Origin of the sequence: Vreelandella salicampi, from assembly GCF_013415105.1 — a bacterium.
GTDB classification, from domain to species: Bacteria; Pseudomonadota; Gammaproteobacteria; order Pseudomonadales; family Halomonadaceae; genus Vreelandella; species Vreelandella salicampi.
The window spans coordinates 18,846-35,079 of sequence record NZ_JACCDF010000019.1; the positions used below are offsets into that span (position 1 = coordinate 18,846).

General features: G+C 57.5%; 19 protein-coding genes. 1 reads left to right on the forward strand and 18 read right to left on the reverse strand.

What is annotated here, in order from left to right; genetic code table 11:
* Positions 1-34: 34 nt before the first annotated feature.
* From lon to nrdR, 9 genes are all read right to left on the reverse strand, one after another.
* Positions 35-2,521 (reverse strand): endopeptidase La, encoded by a 2,487-nt coding sequence (gene lon / locus HZS81_RS16630; protein ID WP_179931637.1) that lies wholly within the window; start codon positions 2,519-2,521, stop codon positions 35-37.
* Between the two features lie 112 nt (positions 2,522-2,633).
* On the reverse strand, positions 2,634-3,881 hold the full coding sequence (locus HZS81_RS16635; RefSeq protein WP_179931638.1) for a DUF945 family protein: 1,248 nt from the start codon (positions 3,879-3,881) through the stop codon (positions 2,634-2,636).
* 53 nt (positions 3,882-3,934) lie between these two features.
* Entirely contained in the window at positions 3,935-4,408 is a 474-nt protein-coding gene (locus tag HZS81_RS16640; RefSeq protein ID WP_179931639.1) for a phosphatidylglycerophosphatase A family protein, read from the reverse strand.
* On the reverse strand, positions 4,401-5,414 hold the full coding sequence (gene thiL / locus HZS81_RS16645; protein WP_179931640.1) for a thiamine-phosphate kinase: 1,014 nt from the start codon (positions 5,412-5,414) through the stop codon (positions 4,401-4,403). Before thiL ends, HZS81_RS16640 begins: the two co-directional genes overlap by 8 nt.
* 40 nt (positions 5,415-5,454) lie before the next feature.
* Positions 5,455-5,952, reverse strand: coding sequence for a transcription antitermination factor NusB (gene nusB / locus HZS81_RS16650; RefSeq protein WP_179931641.1), 498 nt, complete (start codon positions 5,950-5,952; stop codon positions 5,455-5,457).
* Positions 5,949-6,437: a 6,7-dimethyl-8-ribityllumazine synthase gene (gene ribH / locus HZS81_RS16655; RefSeq protein ID WP_179931642.1), complete on the reverse strand. Its 489-nt coding sequence runs from the start codon at positions 6,435-6,437 to the stop codon at positions 5,949-5,951. The genes nusB and ribH overlap by 4 nt, the downstream gene beginning before the upstream one ends.
* Positions 6,437-7,624 (reverse strand): bifunctional 3,4-dihydroxy-2-butanone-4-phosphate synthase/GTP cyclohydrolase II, encoded by a 1,188-nt coding sequence (gene ribBA, locus HZS81_RS16660; RefSeq protein ID WP_179931643.1) that lies wholly within the window; start codon positions 7,622-7,624, stop codon positions 6,437-6,439. The genes ribH and ribBA overlap by 1 nt, the downstream gene beginning before the upstream one ends.
* A 70-nt stretch (positions 7,625-7,694) precedes the next feature.
* Positions 7,695-8,828, reverse strand: a complete 1,134-nt coding sequence (gene ribD / locus HZS81_RS16665; RefSeq protein WP_179931644.1) for a bifunctional diaminohydroxyphosphoribosylaminopyrimidine deaminase/5-amino-6-(5-phosphoribosylamino)uracil reductase RibD — start codon at positions 8,826-8,828, stop codon at positions 7,695-7,697.
* A gap of 20 nt (positions 8,829-8,848) precedes the next feature.
* Complete coding sequence (nrdR, locus tag HZS81_RS16670) at positions 8,849-9,304, reverse strand: transcriptional regulator NrdR (protein ID WP_179931645.1); 456 nt, start codon at positions 9,302-9,304, stop codon at positions 8,849-8,851.
* A 223-nt stretch (positions 9,305-9,527) separates the two neighbouring features.
* Here nrdR and dsbG point away from each other — a divergent pair, with 223 nt between their 5' ends.
* On the forward strand, positions 9,528-10,322 hold the full coding sequence (gene dsbG, locus HZS81_RS16675) for a thiol:disulfide interchange protein DsbG (protein ID WP_179931646.1): 795 nt from the start codon (positions 9,528-9,530) through the stop codon (positions 10,320-10,322).
* 126 nt (positions 10,323-10,448) lie between these two features.
* Here the strand turns inward: dsbG and HZS81_RS16680 are convergent, their stop codons facing one another.
* From HZS81_RS16680 to HZS81_RS16720, 9 genes are all read right to left on the reverse strand, one after another.
* On the reverse strand, positions 10,449-10,739 hold the full coding sequence (locus HZS81_RS16680) for a type II toxin-antitoxin system RelE/ParE family toxin (RefSeq protein WP_179931647.1): 291 nt from the start codon (positions 10,737-10,739) through the stop codon (positions 10,449-10,451).
* A complete protein-coding gene (locus HZS81_RS16685) occupies positions 10,727-11,005 on the reverse strand; it encodes a CopG family ribbon-helix-helix protein (protein WP_179931648.1) in 279 nt (92 codons plus the stop codon). The genes HZS81_RS16680 and HZS81_RS16685 overlap by 13 nt, the downstream gene beginning before the upstream one ends.
* A 157-nt stretch (positions 11,006-11,162) precedes the next feature.
* A complete protein-coding gene (locus HZS81_RS16690) occupies positions 11,163-12,215 on the reverse strand; it encodes a c-type cytochrome (RefSeq protein ID WP_206679574.1) in 1,053 nt (350 codons plus the stop codon).
* A gap of 2 nt (positions 12,216-12,217) precedes the next feature.
* Positions 12,218-12,880 (reverse strand): c-type cytochrome, encoded by a 663-nt coding sequence (locus tag HZS81_RS16695; protein ID WP_179931649.1) that lies wholly within the window; start codon positions 12,878-12,880, stop codon positions 12,218-12,220.
* Positions 12,881-12,943: 63 nt separating this feature from the next.
* Entirely contained in the window at positions 12,944-14,284 is a 1,341-nt protein-coding gene (locus HZS81_RS16700; protein WP_179931650.1) for an ATP-binding protein, read from the reverse strand.
* Entirely contained in the window at positions 14,281-14,982 is a 702-nt protein-coding gene (locus tag HZS81_RS16705; protein ID WP_179931651.1) for a response regulator, read from the reverse strand. Before HZS81_RS16705 ends, HZS81_RS16700 begins: the two co-directional genes overlap by 4 nt.
* Before the next feature lie 141 nt (positions 14,983-15,123).
* Positions 15,124-15,531, reverse strand: coding sequence for a DUF6691 family protein (locus HZS81_RS16710; protein ID WP_179931652.1), 408 nt, complete (start codon positions 15,529-15,531; stop codon positions 15,124-15,126).
* Entirely contained in the window at positions 15,528-15,989 is a 462-nt protein-coding gene (locus tag HZS81_RS16715) for a YeeE/YedE family protein (protein WP_179931653.1), read from the reverse strand. Before HZS81_RS16715 ends, HZS81_RS16710 begins: the two co-directional genes overlap by 4 nt.
* 44 nt (positions 15,990-16,033) lie before the next feature.
* Entirely contained in the window at positions 16,034-16,225 is a 192-nt protein-coding gene (locus HZS81_RS16720) for a YgaP family membrane protein (RefSeq protein ID WP_179931654.1), read from the reverse strand.
* Positions 16,226-16,234 lie beyond the last annotated feature (9 nt).

Genomic DNA, 16,234 nt, shown 5'->3' on the forward strand with positions numbered 1-16,234 from the left:
CAAGAAAGCGTACAGAGAAGAGCGTCGTAGACCCTCAGCCGAAAACAACCTTGGCGACATCCTGATAGCGATCAGCAAAGTGCACCGTCACCCCTTCTGTCAGGTAGTCTGGCAGCTCATCGTAATCGCGACGGTTGGCTTCGGGCAGAATTACCTCGAAGATATCGCTGCGCCGGGCGGCGATCACTTTCTCGCGAATACCACCGACCGGCAGCACCTGTCCGGTAAGCGTTAACTCACCGGTCATCGCCAAGGGCCGGTTGATCGCCTCGTGCTTCGCCAAAGAGAGCAGCGCCGTGGTCATTGACACGCCAGCCGATGGGCCGTCTTTGGGGGTCGCCCCTTCGGGCACATGCAGGTGAACAAACGCCGAATCGAAGAAACCCGCATCGGCGCCGTACTCTTCCAAGTGGCCCAAGGTATAACTGTAGGCAATATTAGCCGACTCTTGCATCACATCACCGAGTTTGCCGGTCAGTTTGAAGCCACGATCCAGCGAGTGCACCTTGGTCGCCTCAATCGGCAACGTAACGCCCCCCATGCTGGTCCAGGCAAGGCCCGTCACCACGCCTTCGCCCCTAAGCACCTTCTCTTTGCGGAAGATGGGTTTACCCAGAAACTCTTCTAAGTTATTCACCGACACTTTGACCGTTTCTTGCTCATTTTCGAGCATTTTCACGGCGGCTTTACGCACAATACGGTGTAGCTGTTTTTCTAACTGGCGCACACCTGCTTCACGTGCATAGCCCTCGATCACCTGTTTCAGCGCCGCATCCGTCAGGTTGATACGCTTTTTACTCAAGTTATCGCGTTTCAACAGCTTCGGCCACAGATGATGCTTGGCAATCGCAACTTTCTCTTCGGCGATATAGCCTGAGAGACGAATCTGCTCCATGCGATCAAGAAGCGGCCCGGGGATCGAATCCAGCGTGTTCGCCGTACAGACGAACAATACCTTCGAAAGATCCATGCGCACGTCTAGGTAGTGATCCAGGAAATCGACGTTCTGCTCAGGGTCAAGCACTTCCAACAGCGCAGAGGCCGGGTCGCCCTGGAACGATTGTCCCAATTTATCGACTTCATCAAGCATGATGACCGGATTTTGGACTTCGACTTCCTTAAACGCCTGCACCAACTTGCCGGGCATAGCACCGATATAGGTGCGGCGATGGCCTTTTATTTCTGCCTCGTCGCGCATGCCGCCCACCGAGAAGCGATAAAACTTGCGCCCCAGTGCCTCGGCAATCGAGCGGCCGACAGAGGTTTTACCTACCCCTGGCGGGCCTACCAGCAGCACAATTGAGCCGCCCACGTCGCCTTTGAACGTGCCCTCGGCGAGAAACTCGATGATGCGCTCTTTCACATCCTTTAAGCCATCGTGGTCGCGGTCAAGCACCTCACGAGCATGGGGCAGATCCAGGTTGTCGTCGCTGGTCACGCCCCACGGCAGGCAGGTGAGCCAATCCAAATAGCCGCGTGTCGTGCCATACTCCGGCGAGCCCGTCTCCAGCACGCTGAGCTTGTGGAGCTCTTCGTCAATACGTTCCTGCACATGCTCGGGCACGGTCAGGTTTTCCAGCCGCGCGCGGAAGGTATCGACATCGTTTTCGCGGTCGTCCTTGGAAATTCCCAGTTCACGCTGGATGACCTTGAGCTGCTCACGCAGGAAGAACTCACGCTGACGCTCCTGCATCTGCGCGTTAACCTGCTCGCTGATTTCGCTTTGCAGCTGCGCCACATCGATCTCTTTGCGCAACAGCGGCAACACTTTCTGCATGCGCTCGGCCACGGATAGCGTGGCGAGCACATCCTGAAGCGCCGGGCCTTTGGCCGAGGTAATCGCCGCGGCAAAGTCGGTCAACGGCCCCGGCTGATTCGGGCTGAAGCGGTTCAGATAGTGCTTGAGCTCTTCGCCATACAGCGGATTAATCGGCAGCAACTCTTTGATGCCGTTGATAATCGCCATGGCATAGGCGCGGGTCTCTTCATTCTCGGCGTCAACCGGCTCTTTGGGGTAAGTAACCTCTACCAGGTAGGGCGGTTCTTTCGACAACCAGCGCTTGATTTTAAAGCGCTGCAACCCCTGGGCAATAAACTGAATCTGCTGGTCTTCGCTTTTGAGCTTATGCACTTTGACGGCGGTGCCGATCTCAGGAAAGCTATCGGCACTGAGCGAATCCACGCCTGCCTCACCGACAAACGCCACCCCAATCGTGTGATGTGGCGTGTTGCCCAGCCGACGCATTGTCTCTTCCCAGCGCTCGCGGTTAATCACCAACGGCTGCACTTGGGCAGGAAAGAAAGGGCGATTATGAATCGGTAACAGGTAAATGCGCTCTGGCAGCATGTCGCTTGCCGACACAATAGAGTGCACTTGCTCACCATCGGAGCGGTACTCTTCTTCGCTGCGTTCATGTTCCTGCTCGTAGGCGGAGGCCTCTTCTTCCGCTACCCACGTTGGGGCTTCGTTTTCACTGTCGACGTCGTTATCAAATTCGTGGTCAAAATCCTGGTCGCTCATGCGCCCTCCCTCGGAATCAGTGGCGACGTATGCGTCGCCAAGCATTGCCTAAGGAATGCGGGCAGTTGCGCAAAACTTCAAGGCGGAAGGCCCAAGTGTGTGCCCAATGCGACTAGAAATCGGGGAGCGGGCGTCCGTTCACCCGCCACTTTCCCTGAATCAGGTCAAACGTGAGTGAGCGCGTACTTAGGGGAAGCCCCAGCCACAACGCAACGACAGGCGGCGCATTGTCCCAGGTGATATCGCCTTCGAAGTGAGAACGCCAACGTGACGGCATCGGCTGACGCGATGCGTCGATTAAGCTAAGCTCATCTAAGCGGCGAGAATCAAAAAATAGCGCGCCATCGGCATCGATATCGATACCCAAAAGCGGGCTTTGCATATCGATGGCGTGAATATCCAACCGCGGTGACTCTTTCAGCGTTTGCAAAAGGTTAGGTTCAAGACGCGCTAACAGCCCCTCTTCCACCGGCATATCGACGCTTCCTCGCGCGGCTTCCTGACGCAGCTGGGCAATTACCTCGCGAACGGCATCGGCGTCAATGCGGGAAAGTTCCGCCGCTATCCGCCCGCGTAGTATCGGCGCCTGTGGCGCCTCATCGCCCAAAATGGCGTCGCCAACAATGAGCTCGCTAGCAATGCGCAACTCTTGTTCATCAAGCACCATATCGCTTTTCAGTTCGAGTGGCGCCACCGTGAGATTAAGCTCAGGGTGGATAAGCGATAACGACTCAACCCGCAGTTGGTCATGCTGGTTAAAGTGGTAGGCATCCTGCGTGTAGGTATAGCGGCTCTCTAGCACACTAGGCCCGAGCACCAAACGGGCGTCACGATCTCTTAGCACCAACTCATTGAATAAGCCGCGCAGACGCCAATCGCCAAACACGCCCTCTAAGCGCACACGTGCTCCGCGCACCTCCAGGTAACGGCCATCTTGTTCGATCACAAGCGGCGCCAGCGCCAGGCGTAACTCCGTGTGTCCGCTTAAGGTGTGATAGCGCCCCTGCCAGCGGGGCGCAGAAGGCACCGACACATCGCCGACAGCACGCTGCAAAGCGGTGTCTAACCGCGGCAGGAGGGTTCCTTCAATATCGGTATTCAAAATACCATGGCGAGCACGGTATGAGACCTGCAGCCGCCATGGGCGACCGAGTAGCGGGGAAAGGAGGATCTTACCGTGAGACGTCAGCCAGCCAGCATCACTTTCGGTGCGCTGCACATGCCACTCGCCGCGGGCTTCTAAGTCTTCAAGCGCTTGATGCATACTGCGCTCAAACAAGATGCTTGATAGTAACTGAGCGGCCATCCACACCACGACCACCACCGCAATGGCCGGGACAATGAGTCGTTCCTTGCGCATGGTGCTACTCCCTGACGCACACCTCTAAAAACACGGCCTGAGCAGAAAGCCCATTAATGCAGCCAGAACCAAAGGTGCATCGTACTCCAAGCGTATAACCCTGCCATTACATCATCAATCATAATGCCGAAACCGCCGGCAACGCGGCGATCCGCCCAGCGAATCGGCCACGGTTTAAATACATCAAATACGCGGAAGACAACAAATCCCCAAAGCGCGGCTTCCCAAGAGAACGGTACCGCTGCCATGGTGATCCAATAGCCGACGAACTCATCCCACACAATACCGGAGTGATCGTGCACGCCCAGATCATGAGACGTTTTATCGCACAGCCAAACGCCTACCACAAAGGCGACAAGAACAATTCCCAAGTACCAGTCTAGCGGCAAATCCGCCATGAGCCAGAAGAAAGGAATCGCGGCCAAGGTACCAAACGTCCCCGGTGCAAAAGGCACGGCGCCACTGCCCAATCCAAAGGCAAAAAAGTGCGTAGGACGTCGCCAAACGCTAGACGGCGATTTATTCATGCGCCCCTCCCCCACGGTTCCCCGGCCGATAACGGCCTGATGCCGATTGCTCAACAAAGTGTTGCCACCCAGTTTTGGCTTCAGTAGGCACACCACTCACACCGAGCTCTTCCACACATCGCCCGATGGCGGTAAGCGTAACATTCAGCGGCGCCAGGGCAGCTTCAGCCTGCGCCCAGTGTGCCTGAGGAACCGTGACCAGCAGCTCATAGTCGTCGCCACCCGACAGCGCTGCCTGCAGGGCTTGCTGTGGGCCTAAGGCGTCCACCAGCCCCTCGGCAAGCGGAATAGCGTCGGCGTCAAGCACCGCACCCACGCCAGAGGCCTCGCGAAGATGCGTCAGATCCGCAAGTAAACCATCGGAAATATCCAACGCACTCGACGCGATCTCCCGTAGCGCTCGACCCGCGGCAAGGCGTGGCACTGGCAGCAAGTAACGCGCCAACAGTGGATGCGTCAGATCGCGTTCACCTTGTTGCCATAGTGCTAAACCGCCGCCTCCACCGCCTAACGCGCCAGTCACCGCGATCACATCGCCTGCCTGTGCGCCGCTACGCGTTAGCGCGCAACCGCTAGGCACTTCCCCCATGACGGTAACGCCGACCGATAAGCTGCCAGACGTGACATCACCGCCGACCAGCGTCGTCTCGTGCTGATCACACAGGGCGAGAAACCCTTGCGCAAACGCCTGCAACCAGGTACTAACGACCTCGTCGTCACCTAAGCGCTGCTGATCGAGCGTGAGCGCCATTAAGCACCAACGCGAATCTGCTCCCATCGCCGCCAGATCAGACAGCGCGACCGCCAAGGCGCGATGACCTATCGCCTTAGCTGGCGCGTCTGGCGGAAAGTGAACGTTCACCACGGACGTATCAACGCTGACAACCAGCTGCTGCCCGGTCGCGGGTGTCAGCAATGCCGCATCGTCACCCCCACCCAAGGCCACACCATGACCTTGGGCTAAGGGGGTAAAGTAACGCTGAATTAGATCGAATTCGGCAAGCACACAGGCCCCTTAACGCGATAGGTAGCCGTCACGGACGCTCTCATTGGCGACGCGCGACAACCTCGGCACTGCGCAAGCGGTTCGCCAGCTTATCCAGAATGCCGTTCACGTATTTATGCCCATCGGTGGCGCCAAACGATTTAGCCAGCTCCACACCTTCATTAATGACCACACGGTAAGGCACCTCCAGACGACGCGAGAGCTCGTAGGCACCTAAGCGCAGGATTGCCAATTCAACGGCGTCCAGATCTTCCAAGCGGCGATCAAGCAGCGGCGCGATATCACGATCCAGCTCGTCCTTGAAGCGCGCCACGTTGTGCAAAAGCTCATGGAACAGCGCCTTATCGGCGATTTCCATCACCTTGGCCCAATTCTCGTAATCTTCCAGGTCGTCGTCGGGCTTCTGGCTACGGAATTCCGATTCAATCGCGGTCATGGATTTGTGGGTCATTTGCCACTGATAAAGCCCCTGCACGGCCAGCTCGCGCGCCGCGTGGCGGCTTTCTTGCGCCCGAGAAGGCTTGCGCTGCTGACTCATTGCCCGGCCTCCGGGGAAAGCGCACGTAACAGTGACACCATTTCCATCGCCGCCATCGCCGCTTCGGTACCTTTGTTGCCGGCTTTAGTGCCCGCACGTTCAATGGCTTGCTCAATCGACTCGACCGTCAGTACACCATTGGCGACCGGCGTATCAAACTCCAGCTGGAGGTTGTTCATCGCCGAATTACAGCCACCGGCGACGTATTCAAAGTGCGGTGTGCCACCGCGGATCACGGCCCCTAGGGCGATGACTGCATCAGGGCGGCTCACTTTCAGCACTTTCTTCACCGCCAAAGGCAGCTCCCACGCACCGGGGACATGCACGATTTGAATCTGCTCGGAATCGACGCCGTGACGCACCAGACTATCCACGGCACCTTCAACCAAGCTATCGACCACGTGATGGTTAAAGCGCCCCACCACGAGGACATAGCGGCCATTAACGTCGAAAAAGTTACCTTCTACTTGCGAGAGGGGTTCCATCAATCTGTTCCTGCTGAAATAGAGTGCTGCTGAGAAGTCGACTCACCAGTGGCATCCGTTGGGCTTAGTCGCTCCACGACTTCCAAATCAAAGCCTGAAAGCGCGGAGAATTTCCACGGCGAGCTCAATAGTCGCATTTTACCCACGCCCAAGTGGCGCAAAATCTGCGAGCCCGTGCCAATGGTCAAATAGTTACCCGCGCCATCAGAATCGCTGGTACGCGGCTGACGCACACGATCTAAGAAAATATCTAGCTGATCTTTCAAATCTTGATGCGGACGCGCATCGTCAATCAAGACAAAAACACCGGGCTCGGCGCTGGCAATTTCCGCCAGGGCACGCTGGGCATCCCAGCGGTGCTTGCCGTCTTTTAACAGACCCATCACATCGTGCAGCGTATCCGCTAAGTGCACGCGTACGGTCGTCGGTTGATCGGCGGTAGGCTGACCGTTCACCAGCGCCAAATGGTGAGCGCCTTGAATACGGTCGCGAAAGACATGCAGCATCATGTCGCCATGAGCGGTGCTTTGCGGCAACGCCTCGACGTGATCCACGGTCTGCTCGTTAACGATGCGGTAGTGGATCAAATCGGCGATAGTGCCCATTTTGATGCCGTGCTCTTTGGCAAACGCCTCAAGCTCCGGTCGGCGCGCCATGCTGCCATCATCGTTCATGATTTCGCAGATCACACCGCTCGGGTCGCAGCCGGCAAGCGAAGCCAAATCACACGCCGCTTCGGTATGACCCGCTCGACGCAGCACGCCACCCGGCTCCGCCATCAGCGGGAAAATATGCCCCGGCTGAACAATATCGGCAGCCGTGGCATTCGGGGCGACAGCCGCTTGCACGGTGCGTGCACGATCAGCCGCGGAAATACCGGTTGTTACCCCGGTAGTCGCTTCAATCGAAAGCGTGAATTTGGTACCAAAGCCCGAGCCGTTATCGCTCACCATTAGTGGCAGATTCAGCTGCTCGCAACGGTGGCGCGTCATTGGCAGGCAAATCAGCCCACGGGCATGACGTGCCATGAAGTTGATATGCTCGGCCTGGACTTTCTCCGCGGCCATGATGATATCACCTTCGTTTTCTCGATCCTCGTCGTCCATGAGGATCACCATTTTGCCTTGGCGAATGTCGTCTACCAAGTCAGCGATGGGGGCCAGACCCCCGGAGGAGGAGTGCGCCATGGAATCTCCAAGTCTGTGTCGCATTGCGTGCGATTTCGCGCGTCAGGGTACCTTGGTATGACTGACGGCGCTAGTCACGAACCGGGGAGGCGACAATTCGCCAGTCCTGCCCCACCGCGCGAATATCGTGAATGGTCAGCCGACGCTGGTCGGCCATTTTACTCAAGCCCGGCAGGGCAAACAGCGGCCGCGCTTCACCGCCTAAGAGTGTCGGTGCGACAAAAAGCTGCATCTCGTCCACCACATCGGCGGCCAGCATGGCGCCAGCGAGCGTGGCACCGGTTTCCACCAGCAGCTCGTTAACCTGCTCATTTTCAGCCAACCAACTAAGCATCTGACGCAGATCGATACGCCCCCCTTCCGCAGCCGGAAGTACTTGCACGTCAGCCCCCGCTTGTTCGAGCTTGGTGCGTTTTTCCGGCGCGTGAGCAGCCGTGGTGAGGATTAGCGTTCGCCCGGGGGCAGACAAACAGGCAGCGGCGAGCGGTAAGCGCAAGCGCGTATCCAAAATCACCCGCAACGGTTGGCGCAGCACGACTTCGTCGGCGTTAGGCAACTGAAGCTGCTCGGCACGCAGCGTTAAGCGTGAATCGTCCATAATGACAGACTCCACGCCGCTTAACACCGCACTCGAGCGGGCACGTAAGCGCTGCACGTGACGGCGCGCCTCTGGGCCGGTGATCCACTGCGATTCACCGGAACCCATCGCGGTTCGGCCATCCAAGCTCATCGCCATTTTCAGCCGCACGAAGGGGCGTTTATGCGCCATACGCGCGATAAAGCCTGGGTTAAGCTGCCGTGCATCGTCCGCTAATAACCCGACATCGACCTGAATCCCCGCCTCTTCCAGCAGGCGAATGCCGCGACCACTGACCTGCGGATTCGGGTCCACCATCGCCACCACCACGCGGGCAACCTTCGCCTCCGCCAGCGCCAATGCACAGGGGCCGGTGCGTCCGGTGTGGGAACAAGGCTCTAAGGTGACATACACGGTAGCGCCCTCGGCGTTTGTGCCCGCCGCCACAAGGGCATGAATTTCCGCGTGGGGCTCGCCCGCCCGCACATGAAAGCCCTCGCCGACCACCGCAGCATGGCGCACGATTACGCAGCCCACGCGAGGGTTCGGGTCGGTGGTATAAAGGCCACGCTCGGCTAAATGCAGCGCACGCGCCATGTAGTGATGGTCATCGGGTGTAAACGGCATCGGCGAGAGCGCCCTTTAGGTCAAGGTTCTTGCGAAAGGCGGTCGATTTCGGCACGAAATTCGTCCAAATCTTGAAACTTGCGGTATACCGAGGCAAAGCGGATATACGCCACTTGGTCTAACTGCTTGAGCGCCTGCATCACCGACTCGCCGATTTCCCGCGCATTGATTTCCCGATCCCCTCGGGCGCGCAACGTTTGGCGAATACGCTCAACCGCCGTTTCGATGGCCTCCGCGCTGACCGGGCGTTTTTCCAGGGCGCGCAACATCCCCGCGCGCAATTTCTGCTCGTCAAAGGACTCGCGCGAACCGTCAGATTTTACCACGCGCGGCATGATCAGCTCGGCCGTTTCGTAGGTAGTGAAACGCTCATGGCAAGCCGCGCATTGGCGGCGACGGCGCACTTGATCACCATCCGCCACCAAACGGGAGTCTGTCACTCGGGTATCGTTAGCACCACAAAAGGGGCAATGCATTGGGTTGACCTGTTGTCAGGCGTGTTAAAAAGCATACGTTACGATTTATTCTATAACGCATTGTAACGACTTAAGCGGCTGGATTCATACAAACAGGGCCAAACGCTTTCTTCACAACGTCTTCGTGGCACTAATCCGCGGCTAATCTTCGCTTGAGATAATTCGTTTATACTCCTTCGCCACCCCAACCGTCACGCAAGCTCTCCACGCTCAAGAGGACACTATGTTGCGATCATCAACGCTTTTAGCGCCTATTTTAGTGCTTTCATCCGCCTTATTGTCCGACGTAAGCGCGCAAGTGTTAGCGCAAGAAGAACTTCCCGCGCCCGTCAAAGCCCTGGAAAGCCAAGGCATTGACATCCACGGCCAGTTTAGCGCCCCCGGCGGGATGCGCGGCTTTGGGGCGAGTGTACAAGGCCGAGAAATGGCGATCTACTTAACCCCCGATGGCGAGCACGCCATTGTCGGCACCCTGATGGACAGCGACGGCAATGATCTCACCAAGCCACAGCTTGATGAACACGTTCGCGCCCCGCTAGAAGCGCAAACCTGGGCATTGCTCGAAGAGAGCCACTGGATTCAAGACGGCGACCTCGACGCCCCTCGTGTGATTTATACCTTCACCGACCCCAACTGCCCGTACTGCCAACAACTTTGGGAAGCCACACGGCCATGGGTCGACGCCGGCAAGGTGCAGTTGCGCCACATTATGGTGGGTATTCTCGCCGCCGATAGCCCCGGTAAAGCTGCCGCTATGTTAGGCGCTGATGACCCAGCGGCGGCCTTACGCGCGCACAAACGTGGCGACCGTATTGAAGCCAGCGCCCAGCCCCGCGATATCGAAGAGCACGTGTATGCCAACAACCAGCTCTTTGAAGACCTGGGGCTCTACGCCACCCCCACCAGTGCATTTCAGCGCGAAACCGACAACGGCACCATGCGCATCGAGCGCATAGAAGGTATGCCCAGCGATGAGCGCCTGGTTGAGATGATGGGTAGCGAAGAGCCTTCATCTTAATATTTTATCCCCTATAGAGGATATTCGGTCATTCATCCTCTATAGGGGATAAATGACGCTTATCCTCCGTAATGTATAAGATCAGCTTATCGTACTTCCATTTTCAGTACACTGTGGGGTAAGACGTCAGAAACCGGCTTCTCTCTGGTGACGGATGGCCAATACCACCACAGTGTCCACATCAAGACGATATCGCGCGATGTAACCGTCATCACCAAAATCGATCAGCCAATCCCGATATTCCTCAGGTAGATCATCAATCGGGCGACCTATATGGGGGAATTTTCCAAGCTCCTGGATGCCGTGAACAATCTCCCTAGCGGCTCTTTCGGCTGCTGCTGGATTCTTCGGCCGTAGGAACTCACGCAATCGCTCAAGGTCCCGGACGGCTGCCGGGGCAAAGATCACTTGTGGCATGTTGGAGCCGACACCTCATCGTCCTTCCCCCAGCTGACTAGCCACTGCTCCACTTCGTCAGCAGCGACATGCAAGCCTGTTGATTGGTATTCCTCCCAAGCTTTGAGAGTCTCCTGCTTGAAAGCCTCTCGCCTTTCCTCGCGCTCTACGTACTGTTCAATAGCATCACGCATGAGCCAATGTGCTGATCGCTGACGGGCGTCGGCCAGATGCTGCAATCTTCCTTTCAACTCATCGGCGAGTTTGATCGATGTTGGTTTTGCCATGCTGACCTCCGTAGCAAAAGGTAATACCTTAAACTACTTTAGGTCGTGTCGGCGACTCTGTCGATGGCCAGCGCAGAAGAAAAATTTAATAAAACCCCGCCCAGCGAAATAGCCGGGCGGGGCTTAAGCTAAAAAGCGCTTTTTTTAATTAGACACCTCAATCCTCTAAGTCTTCAAAACGCGGTACGCCGACGTTCCAGGGAATGACCTCTTCGCCTTTTTCACCCCAATTAGCGTGATCCGCTAAGCGGTGGTCATCGTGTTCACGTACGTCGCCATAGCTTGAGTGTTTGTGGAAGGTCGGTCCGAACTTCTCAAGCATGTCATCTACGCTGCCGTCATAGCGCGGGTCCTGCGGGCGCTCTTGCCGCGTCATGTAATACGCCACGTCCCACGCTTCTTGGTCAGATAGCGACAGCGGCTGACCTAGCGGCATGTTGTTTTTGATAAACCCAGCCGCTGTGTGCGTGCGCACGATACCGGCACCCCAGTTGTTGGAGCCATCGCCCCAGAGCGCAGGAAAGACATACTCGCCATCCTCGTAGTGACCTGAACCATCTTCCTGGTGGCAAATCGCGCACTGCTCCTGATAAACCGTCTCACCCCGCGCGTAACTTAGCGCTTCCGGGCGGTCGGGCGGCGGGAAGCCACGGCCGTAAATCGGCTGATCGGGGTAAACCGGCGCACCCTTGGCTAACCAGCGGTGATACGCCGACAACGCCAACATATCATCGCTGCCATACTCGGGCGGCGTGCCGTTCATTGAGTAGGCGAAACAGCCGGCGATGCGCTCTTCCAAGTTGTTGACGTGTTGGTTTTTACCGCGGAAGTTCGGCAAGGTAATTGCCGCAGGCCACACTGGCGCACTAAACGGCTGACGACCTTCCCCTAAGTGGCAACTAGAGCAGTTCATGTCGTTAAAGACATTCTTCCCTCTGAGCTGCTGGGTGTTGGTAAACAGGTCATAACCACGACGAATGACTTTTTTGAGCTCAGGATGCAAGTCGGCGTCTTCGAGATCCGCCATGGTCGGCGGCACATGCACCAACTGGCCTTCTTGCGGCGCCGGGTAGCCCATCTCGACCAGATTTTGATAGGGCGTCTCAGCGTTCTGCTCGCCGTCGCTTTGGGCGTTGGCTGTCACGACGCCTGCCGCGGCGATAGAGGCACCGACGACTGCCAGCGCAAGGCTTTTTTTACGCATGATCATGATTATTCCTCCCCTTCTGCGCTGACCGTTTGACTGGCGTACCAAGCTGCTACCGCCTCGATATCATCATCGCTCATGCGCTTGGCAATGGCCCCCATCAAGTCCTGCGGGTCGTTGGAACGTTCGCCGTCTTTCCAGGCGTGCAGCTGGGTACGAATGTAACCCGCATGCTGGCTGGCAATACCCGGGAAATCACTGCCGACACCTTTGCCGCCTGGGCCGTGGCAGCTTTTGCACGAGACAATATATTTATCCCAGTCTCCCCGGTTGGCAATCTGCTCCCCACGGTTGAGGAGCGCATCGGAAGCACTCTCCCCACCGCCAGCGGAGGTAACCTCCATCTGGCTGTAATAGGCCGCCACATCCACTATCTGCTGGTCGTTCAGCATGTTAGCGAAGGGCATCATGGTGGCATTCTGGCGACGCCCGGCTTGAAAATCGTGCAGCTGCTTTTCGATATAACCGGCATCTAAGCCGGCTAAACGTGGCCACGATTCACCGCCCGGCACATTTTTACCACTGCCGTCGGCTTGGTGGCACGCAGTACATGTTGCGGCTGCCGTTTGGCCGCGATCTGGGTCGCCCGGCCCAACAGCGAGCACGCTGCCCGTATACAAACCGGCACCAAGTAGCAGGCCTAGCCCGCCTATAATCCTCTTGCTCATCACGGTTTCCCCTTTTATGTTGTCGTTTCCTTAAGCGTGAATGAAGCGGCTTAAGGTGGTTGGCTACCCCGCCTCTCCGTGTTGCCCAGAGGCGATGGCTGGCACAATGAATTCAACGGTTAGGCCTTCCCCTGCTTGGCTTGAAAACGCCACACGCCCGCCAAAGCGCTCGGCAATGGCGACGACGATCGCGAGCCCAAGCCCGCTTCCTTGCTGCTTACTGGCGCGCCAAAAACGTTGGGGGAGCTGCTTAAGCACCGCTGACGAGACGCCCGGCCCTTGATCCTGCACGCAAAATGCCACGGCTTGCTCGGTTTCGAGCCAGTATGCGCTCAGCGTGACGGGCTGATCCTCCGGGCCATGGCGCAAGGCATTGTCGAGCACATTGCGCAGCGCGGTAATCGCCAACTCGCGTGGCATGCATAACAGCACCTCTGGCCAGTGCTCGGGCAATACAAACCGCTGACCGGCATCGACGTTGGTATCGGCAATCGCACAGGTGGCAATATCGGCGACATCGCTTTCTTCACCATCGTCAAAGCGTAAATGCCCTTCGACGCGGGCTAATGTCAGTAGCTGGTCGAGCGTGCGGCTTAGCCGTACCACGCCCTCTTCCGCCTGCTTTAATGATTCAATCGCCGCTTGCCCCTCGACACGCTTAGCCACTTGCAGGTGCGTTTTAATCGCGGTCAGCGGCGTGCGCAGCTCGTGCGCGGCGTCATTGGTGAAGCGTTGTTCGCGCACAATCGTCTGCTGTACCCGCGCTAACAAGCCGTTCAACGTATTGATCAACGGGCGAATTTCCGCCGGCACGCCGTAGGTTGTCACCGGTGCCAAGGCATCCGGGTGGCGCCGTGATAGCGATTCGCGTAGCCGCGTTAGTGGTGCTAACCCACGCCAAAGCACCAACCACAGCACACCAAGGCTGCCGACTAAGGCCACGACAAAAGGCACAACTGCCACACGGATCACATCCCCCAGGAGCATGTCGCGTTCATCCATCCGGTCAGCGGTGGTAATGATTAAGCCGCCCCGTTCATAGGTGAACACGCGCCACGTCATATCGCCTTCTTCCCGATACGCATGGCCACGCTCGCCCGGCATTAATACCTGCTCCATGTCCGAATGCGTACGTGCCATGATTTCTCCCCGGGGGGAGTGCACTTGGCACGCCAGCCCCTCAATTGGCGGGATGGAAAGCGCTCGCTGGTCCGCTTGCAGCCACACCTCGGGCGGCAGTTGCAGCATTAAGCCAGCGACCATGCGCGCCGACTGCGCTAAGCGCTGATCCAGTGTTTCGACCACTTTATTTTCCAGATCCTGCATCAGCCACGCCGCCGCACTGCCCCACAGAAGCGATAGCGTTATCCCTAACGTTAGCAGCAGGCGTAGGCGCAAACTCATGACGTTTGCTTCATGGCATCTTGTGGAAGCATCACCGCCTCGGGCTTACCCAAGCGGTAGCCCAAGCCGCGCACGGTATCGATAATGCCGCTACCGAGCTTGCGTCGCAGGTGGTGGATATGCACATTCAACGCATTGCTTTCGACATCTTCATTCATGCCGTAAAGGCTATCTTTGAGCTGATCGGCGTTTAGCACGCTGCGCGGGGCGTACAAAAATGCCTCCAACAGCACGAGTTCACGCCGGGAAAGCGGTACCGCAACGCCGTCTATACTGACTTGCCGTGAAACCGGATCCAGTGTGAGTGCGCCGTGAGTAATCACTCCGCTGCTACGCCCTGAAGCACGGCGAAGCAGGGCGTAAAGCCGCGCGACAAGTTCCTCAAGGTCAAACGGCTTGACCAAGTAATCGTCCGCCCCGCCTTGCAAGCCATCCACGCGATCACGTACGGCATCGCGCGCGGTGAGTATCAGCACCGGCGTTTCCACGCCATTACTGCGCCACTCTTCCAAGAGCAGCAACCCATCGCCATCGGGCATCCCGCGATCAAGAATGACAACATCCGTGGTCACGGCCTCTAGTGCCTGGCTTGCTGCTTGCAACGTGGAGGCGTGATCCACGACGAAGTCATAGGTCATTAACCCTGCGCGAATGCCAGAGGCCACTAACGCATCATCTTCTACCAGCAATATATGCATAACGGTTCCTTAACTAGTGTAGTCAGCATGACAAGGTAGGATTAACCGACGGTTAAAAATCTCCATACAACACCAGATAAATACAAAAAACCCCCTACCATTGAGGCTGGCAGGGGGTGACATAACACGAAGGTCTAACCGTTAACGCGTGACTATTCGCGCCGCAAACCAACCCACCACCATCGCGATTAACATGGCGGCAAGCGGAATCGTCAGACCGCTGACAGACGCAATGGCAGGCCCTGGGCAGTAACCCGAAAGCCCCCAGCCAATACCAAAGAGCGCCGCGCCACCCAAAAGCTTGGCGTCGAGGTCTTTCTTGGTGGGCAGCTGGAAGCGCTCACCGAATAACGGCCCTGAGCGTTTAAACACCAGGCGATACCCGATAAAGCTCGTCACCACCGCCCCGCCCAACACAAACATCAGCGTCGGGTCCCAGGCGCCAGCGATATCTAAAAAGCCGAGAACGCGCGCCGGATCTGTCATGCCTGATATGGCAAGGCCAAGGCCGAACAACAAGCCAGCAATGTAGCCCATCACCATTTTCATGCCCCACCTCCTATCACATGGCGAACCACATACACGGTGATGATCGCGGTGATCAAAAACATCACCGTCGCGGCAATGGAGCGTGTTGACAGGCGTGCGATACCACACACCCCGTGGCCACTGGTGCAGCCGCTGCCAAGCCCGGTGCCTAACCCAACCAACAACCCGGCCACCAGCATCAACACAACACCGCCTGCGGGCTCACCGATAACGGCGCCGGGTGCATTGGCCACATTCCCGAAACCACCGCCCAAGACCATGAGGAGCAGTGGGCCGCTGATCAAGCCCAGCACAAAGGTCACGCGCCAGGCGCTATCGCCTTTCGGACGCTGGGTAATCAAGTTACCCACAATGCCGCTTATCCCGGCGATACGCCCCATGGTTCCCATCAGCCATACCGCTGACAGCCCAATCAGAACGCCACCAACCAGCCCTTGCAGGCTTGCCGTCCAATCCACGCTGTTCTCCTTTTTTAACGGGCGCTAATTAGCGATACCTGCGATTACTGTTTCGTCTTACAGGTGTTAACGCCTATCAGCGCGTAAAGCGGGCAGAAGTTAAACAGGCCCGTTGCGAGGGGCACGATACCAATCCAGCCCCAGGCACCAATGGTGCCGGTTAAGGCCAGAAGGATGAGCAAAGCACCTACAACAATACGGGCAATTTTATCGACACCACCTACGTTCGTTTTCATCGTCTATCT

What these genes read in the sequence shown, in the direction of transcription:
- lon (WP_179931637.1), bottom strand. Translation starts at nt 2,521, where the DNA reads ATGAGCGACCAGGATTTTGACCACGAATTTGATAACGACGTCGACAGT.
- HZS81_RS16635 (WP_179931638.1), bottom strand. Translation starts at nt 3,881, where the DNA reads ATGCGCAAGGAACGACTCATTGTCCCGGCCATTGCGGTGGTGGTCGTG.
- HZS81_RS16640 (WP_179931639.1), bottom strand. Translation starts at nt 4,408, where the DNA reads ATGAATAAATCGCCGTCTAGCGTTTGGCGACGTCCTACGCACTTTTTT.
- nusB (WP_179931641.1), bottom strand. Translation starts at nt 5,952, where the DNA reads ATGAGTCAGCAGCGCAAGCCTTCTCGGGCGCAAGAAAGCCGCCACGCG.
- ribH (WP_179931642.1), bottom strand. Translation starts at nt 6,437, where the DNA reads ATGGAACCCCTCTCGCAAGTAGAAGGTAACTTTTTCGACGTTAATGGC.
- ribBA (WP_179931643.1), bottom strand. Translation starts at nt 7,624, where the DNA reads ATGGCGCACTCCTCCTCCGGGGGTCTGGCCCCCATCGCTGACTTGGTA.
- ribD (WP_179931644.1), bottom strand. Translation starts at nt 8,828, where the DNA reads ATGCCGTTTACACCCGATGACCATCACTACATGGCGCGTGCGCTGCAT.
- nrdR (WP_179931645.1), bottom strand. Translation starts at nt 9,304, where the DNA reads ATGCATTGCCCCTTTTGTGGTGCTAACGATACCCGAGTGACAGACTCC.
- dsbG (WP_179931646.1), top strand. Translation starts at nt 9,528, where the DNA reads ATGTTGCGATCATCAACGCTTTTAGCGCCTATTTTAGTGCTTTCATCC.
- HZS81_RS16680 (WP_179931647.1), bottom strand. Translation starts at nt 10,739, where the DNA reads ATGCCACAAGTGATCTTTGCCCCGGCAGCCGTCCGGGACCTTGAGCGA.
- HZS81_RS16685 (WP_179931648.1), bottom strand. Translation starts at nt 11,005, where the DNA reads ATGGCAAAACCAACATCGATCAAACTCGCCGATGAGTTGAAAGGAAGA.
- HZS81_RS16690 (WP_206679574.1), bottom strand. Translation starts at nt 12,215, where the DNA reads ATGATCATGCGTAAAAAAAGCCTTGCGCTGGCAGTCGTCGGTGCCTCT.
- HZS81_RS16695 (WP_179931649.1), bottom strand. Translation starts at nt 12,880, where the DNA reads ATGAGCAAGAGGATTATAGGCGGGCTAGGCCTGCTACTTGGTGCCGGT.
- HZS81_RS16700 (WP_179931650.1), bottom strand. Translation starts at nt 14,284, where the DNA reads ATGAGTTTGCGCCTACGCCTGCTGCTAACGTTAGGGATAACGCTATCG.
- HZS81_RS16705 (WP_179931651.1), bottom strand. Translation starts at nt 14,982, where the DNA reads ATGCATATATTGCTGGTAGAAGATGATGCGTTAGTGGCCTCTGGCATT.
- HZS81_RS16710 (WP_179931652.1), bottom strand. Translation starts at nt 15,531, where the DNA reads ATGAAAATGGTGATGGGCTACATTGCTGGCTTGTTGTTCGGCCTTGGC.
- HZS81_RS16720 (WP_179931654.1), bottom strand. Translation starts at nt 16,225, where the DNA reads ATGAAAACGAACGTAGGTGGTGTCGATAAAATTGCCCGTATTGTTGTA.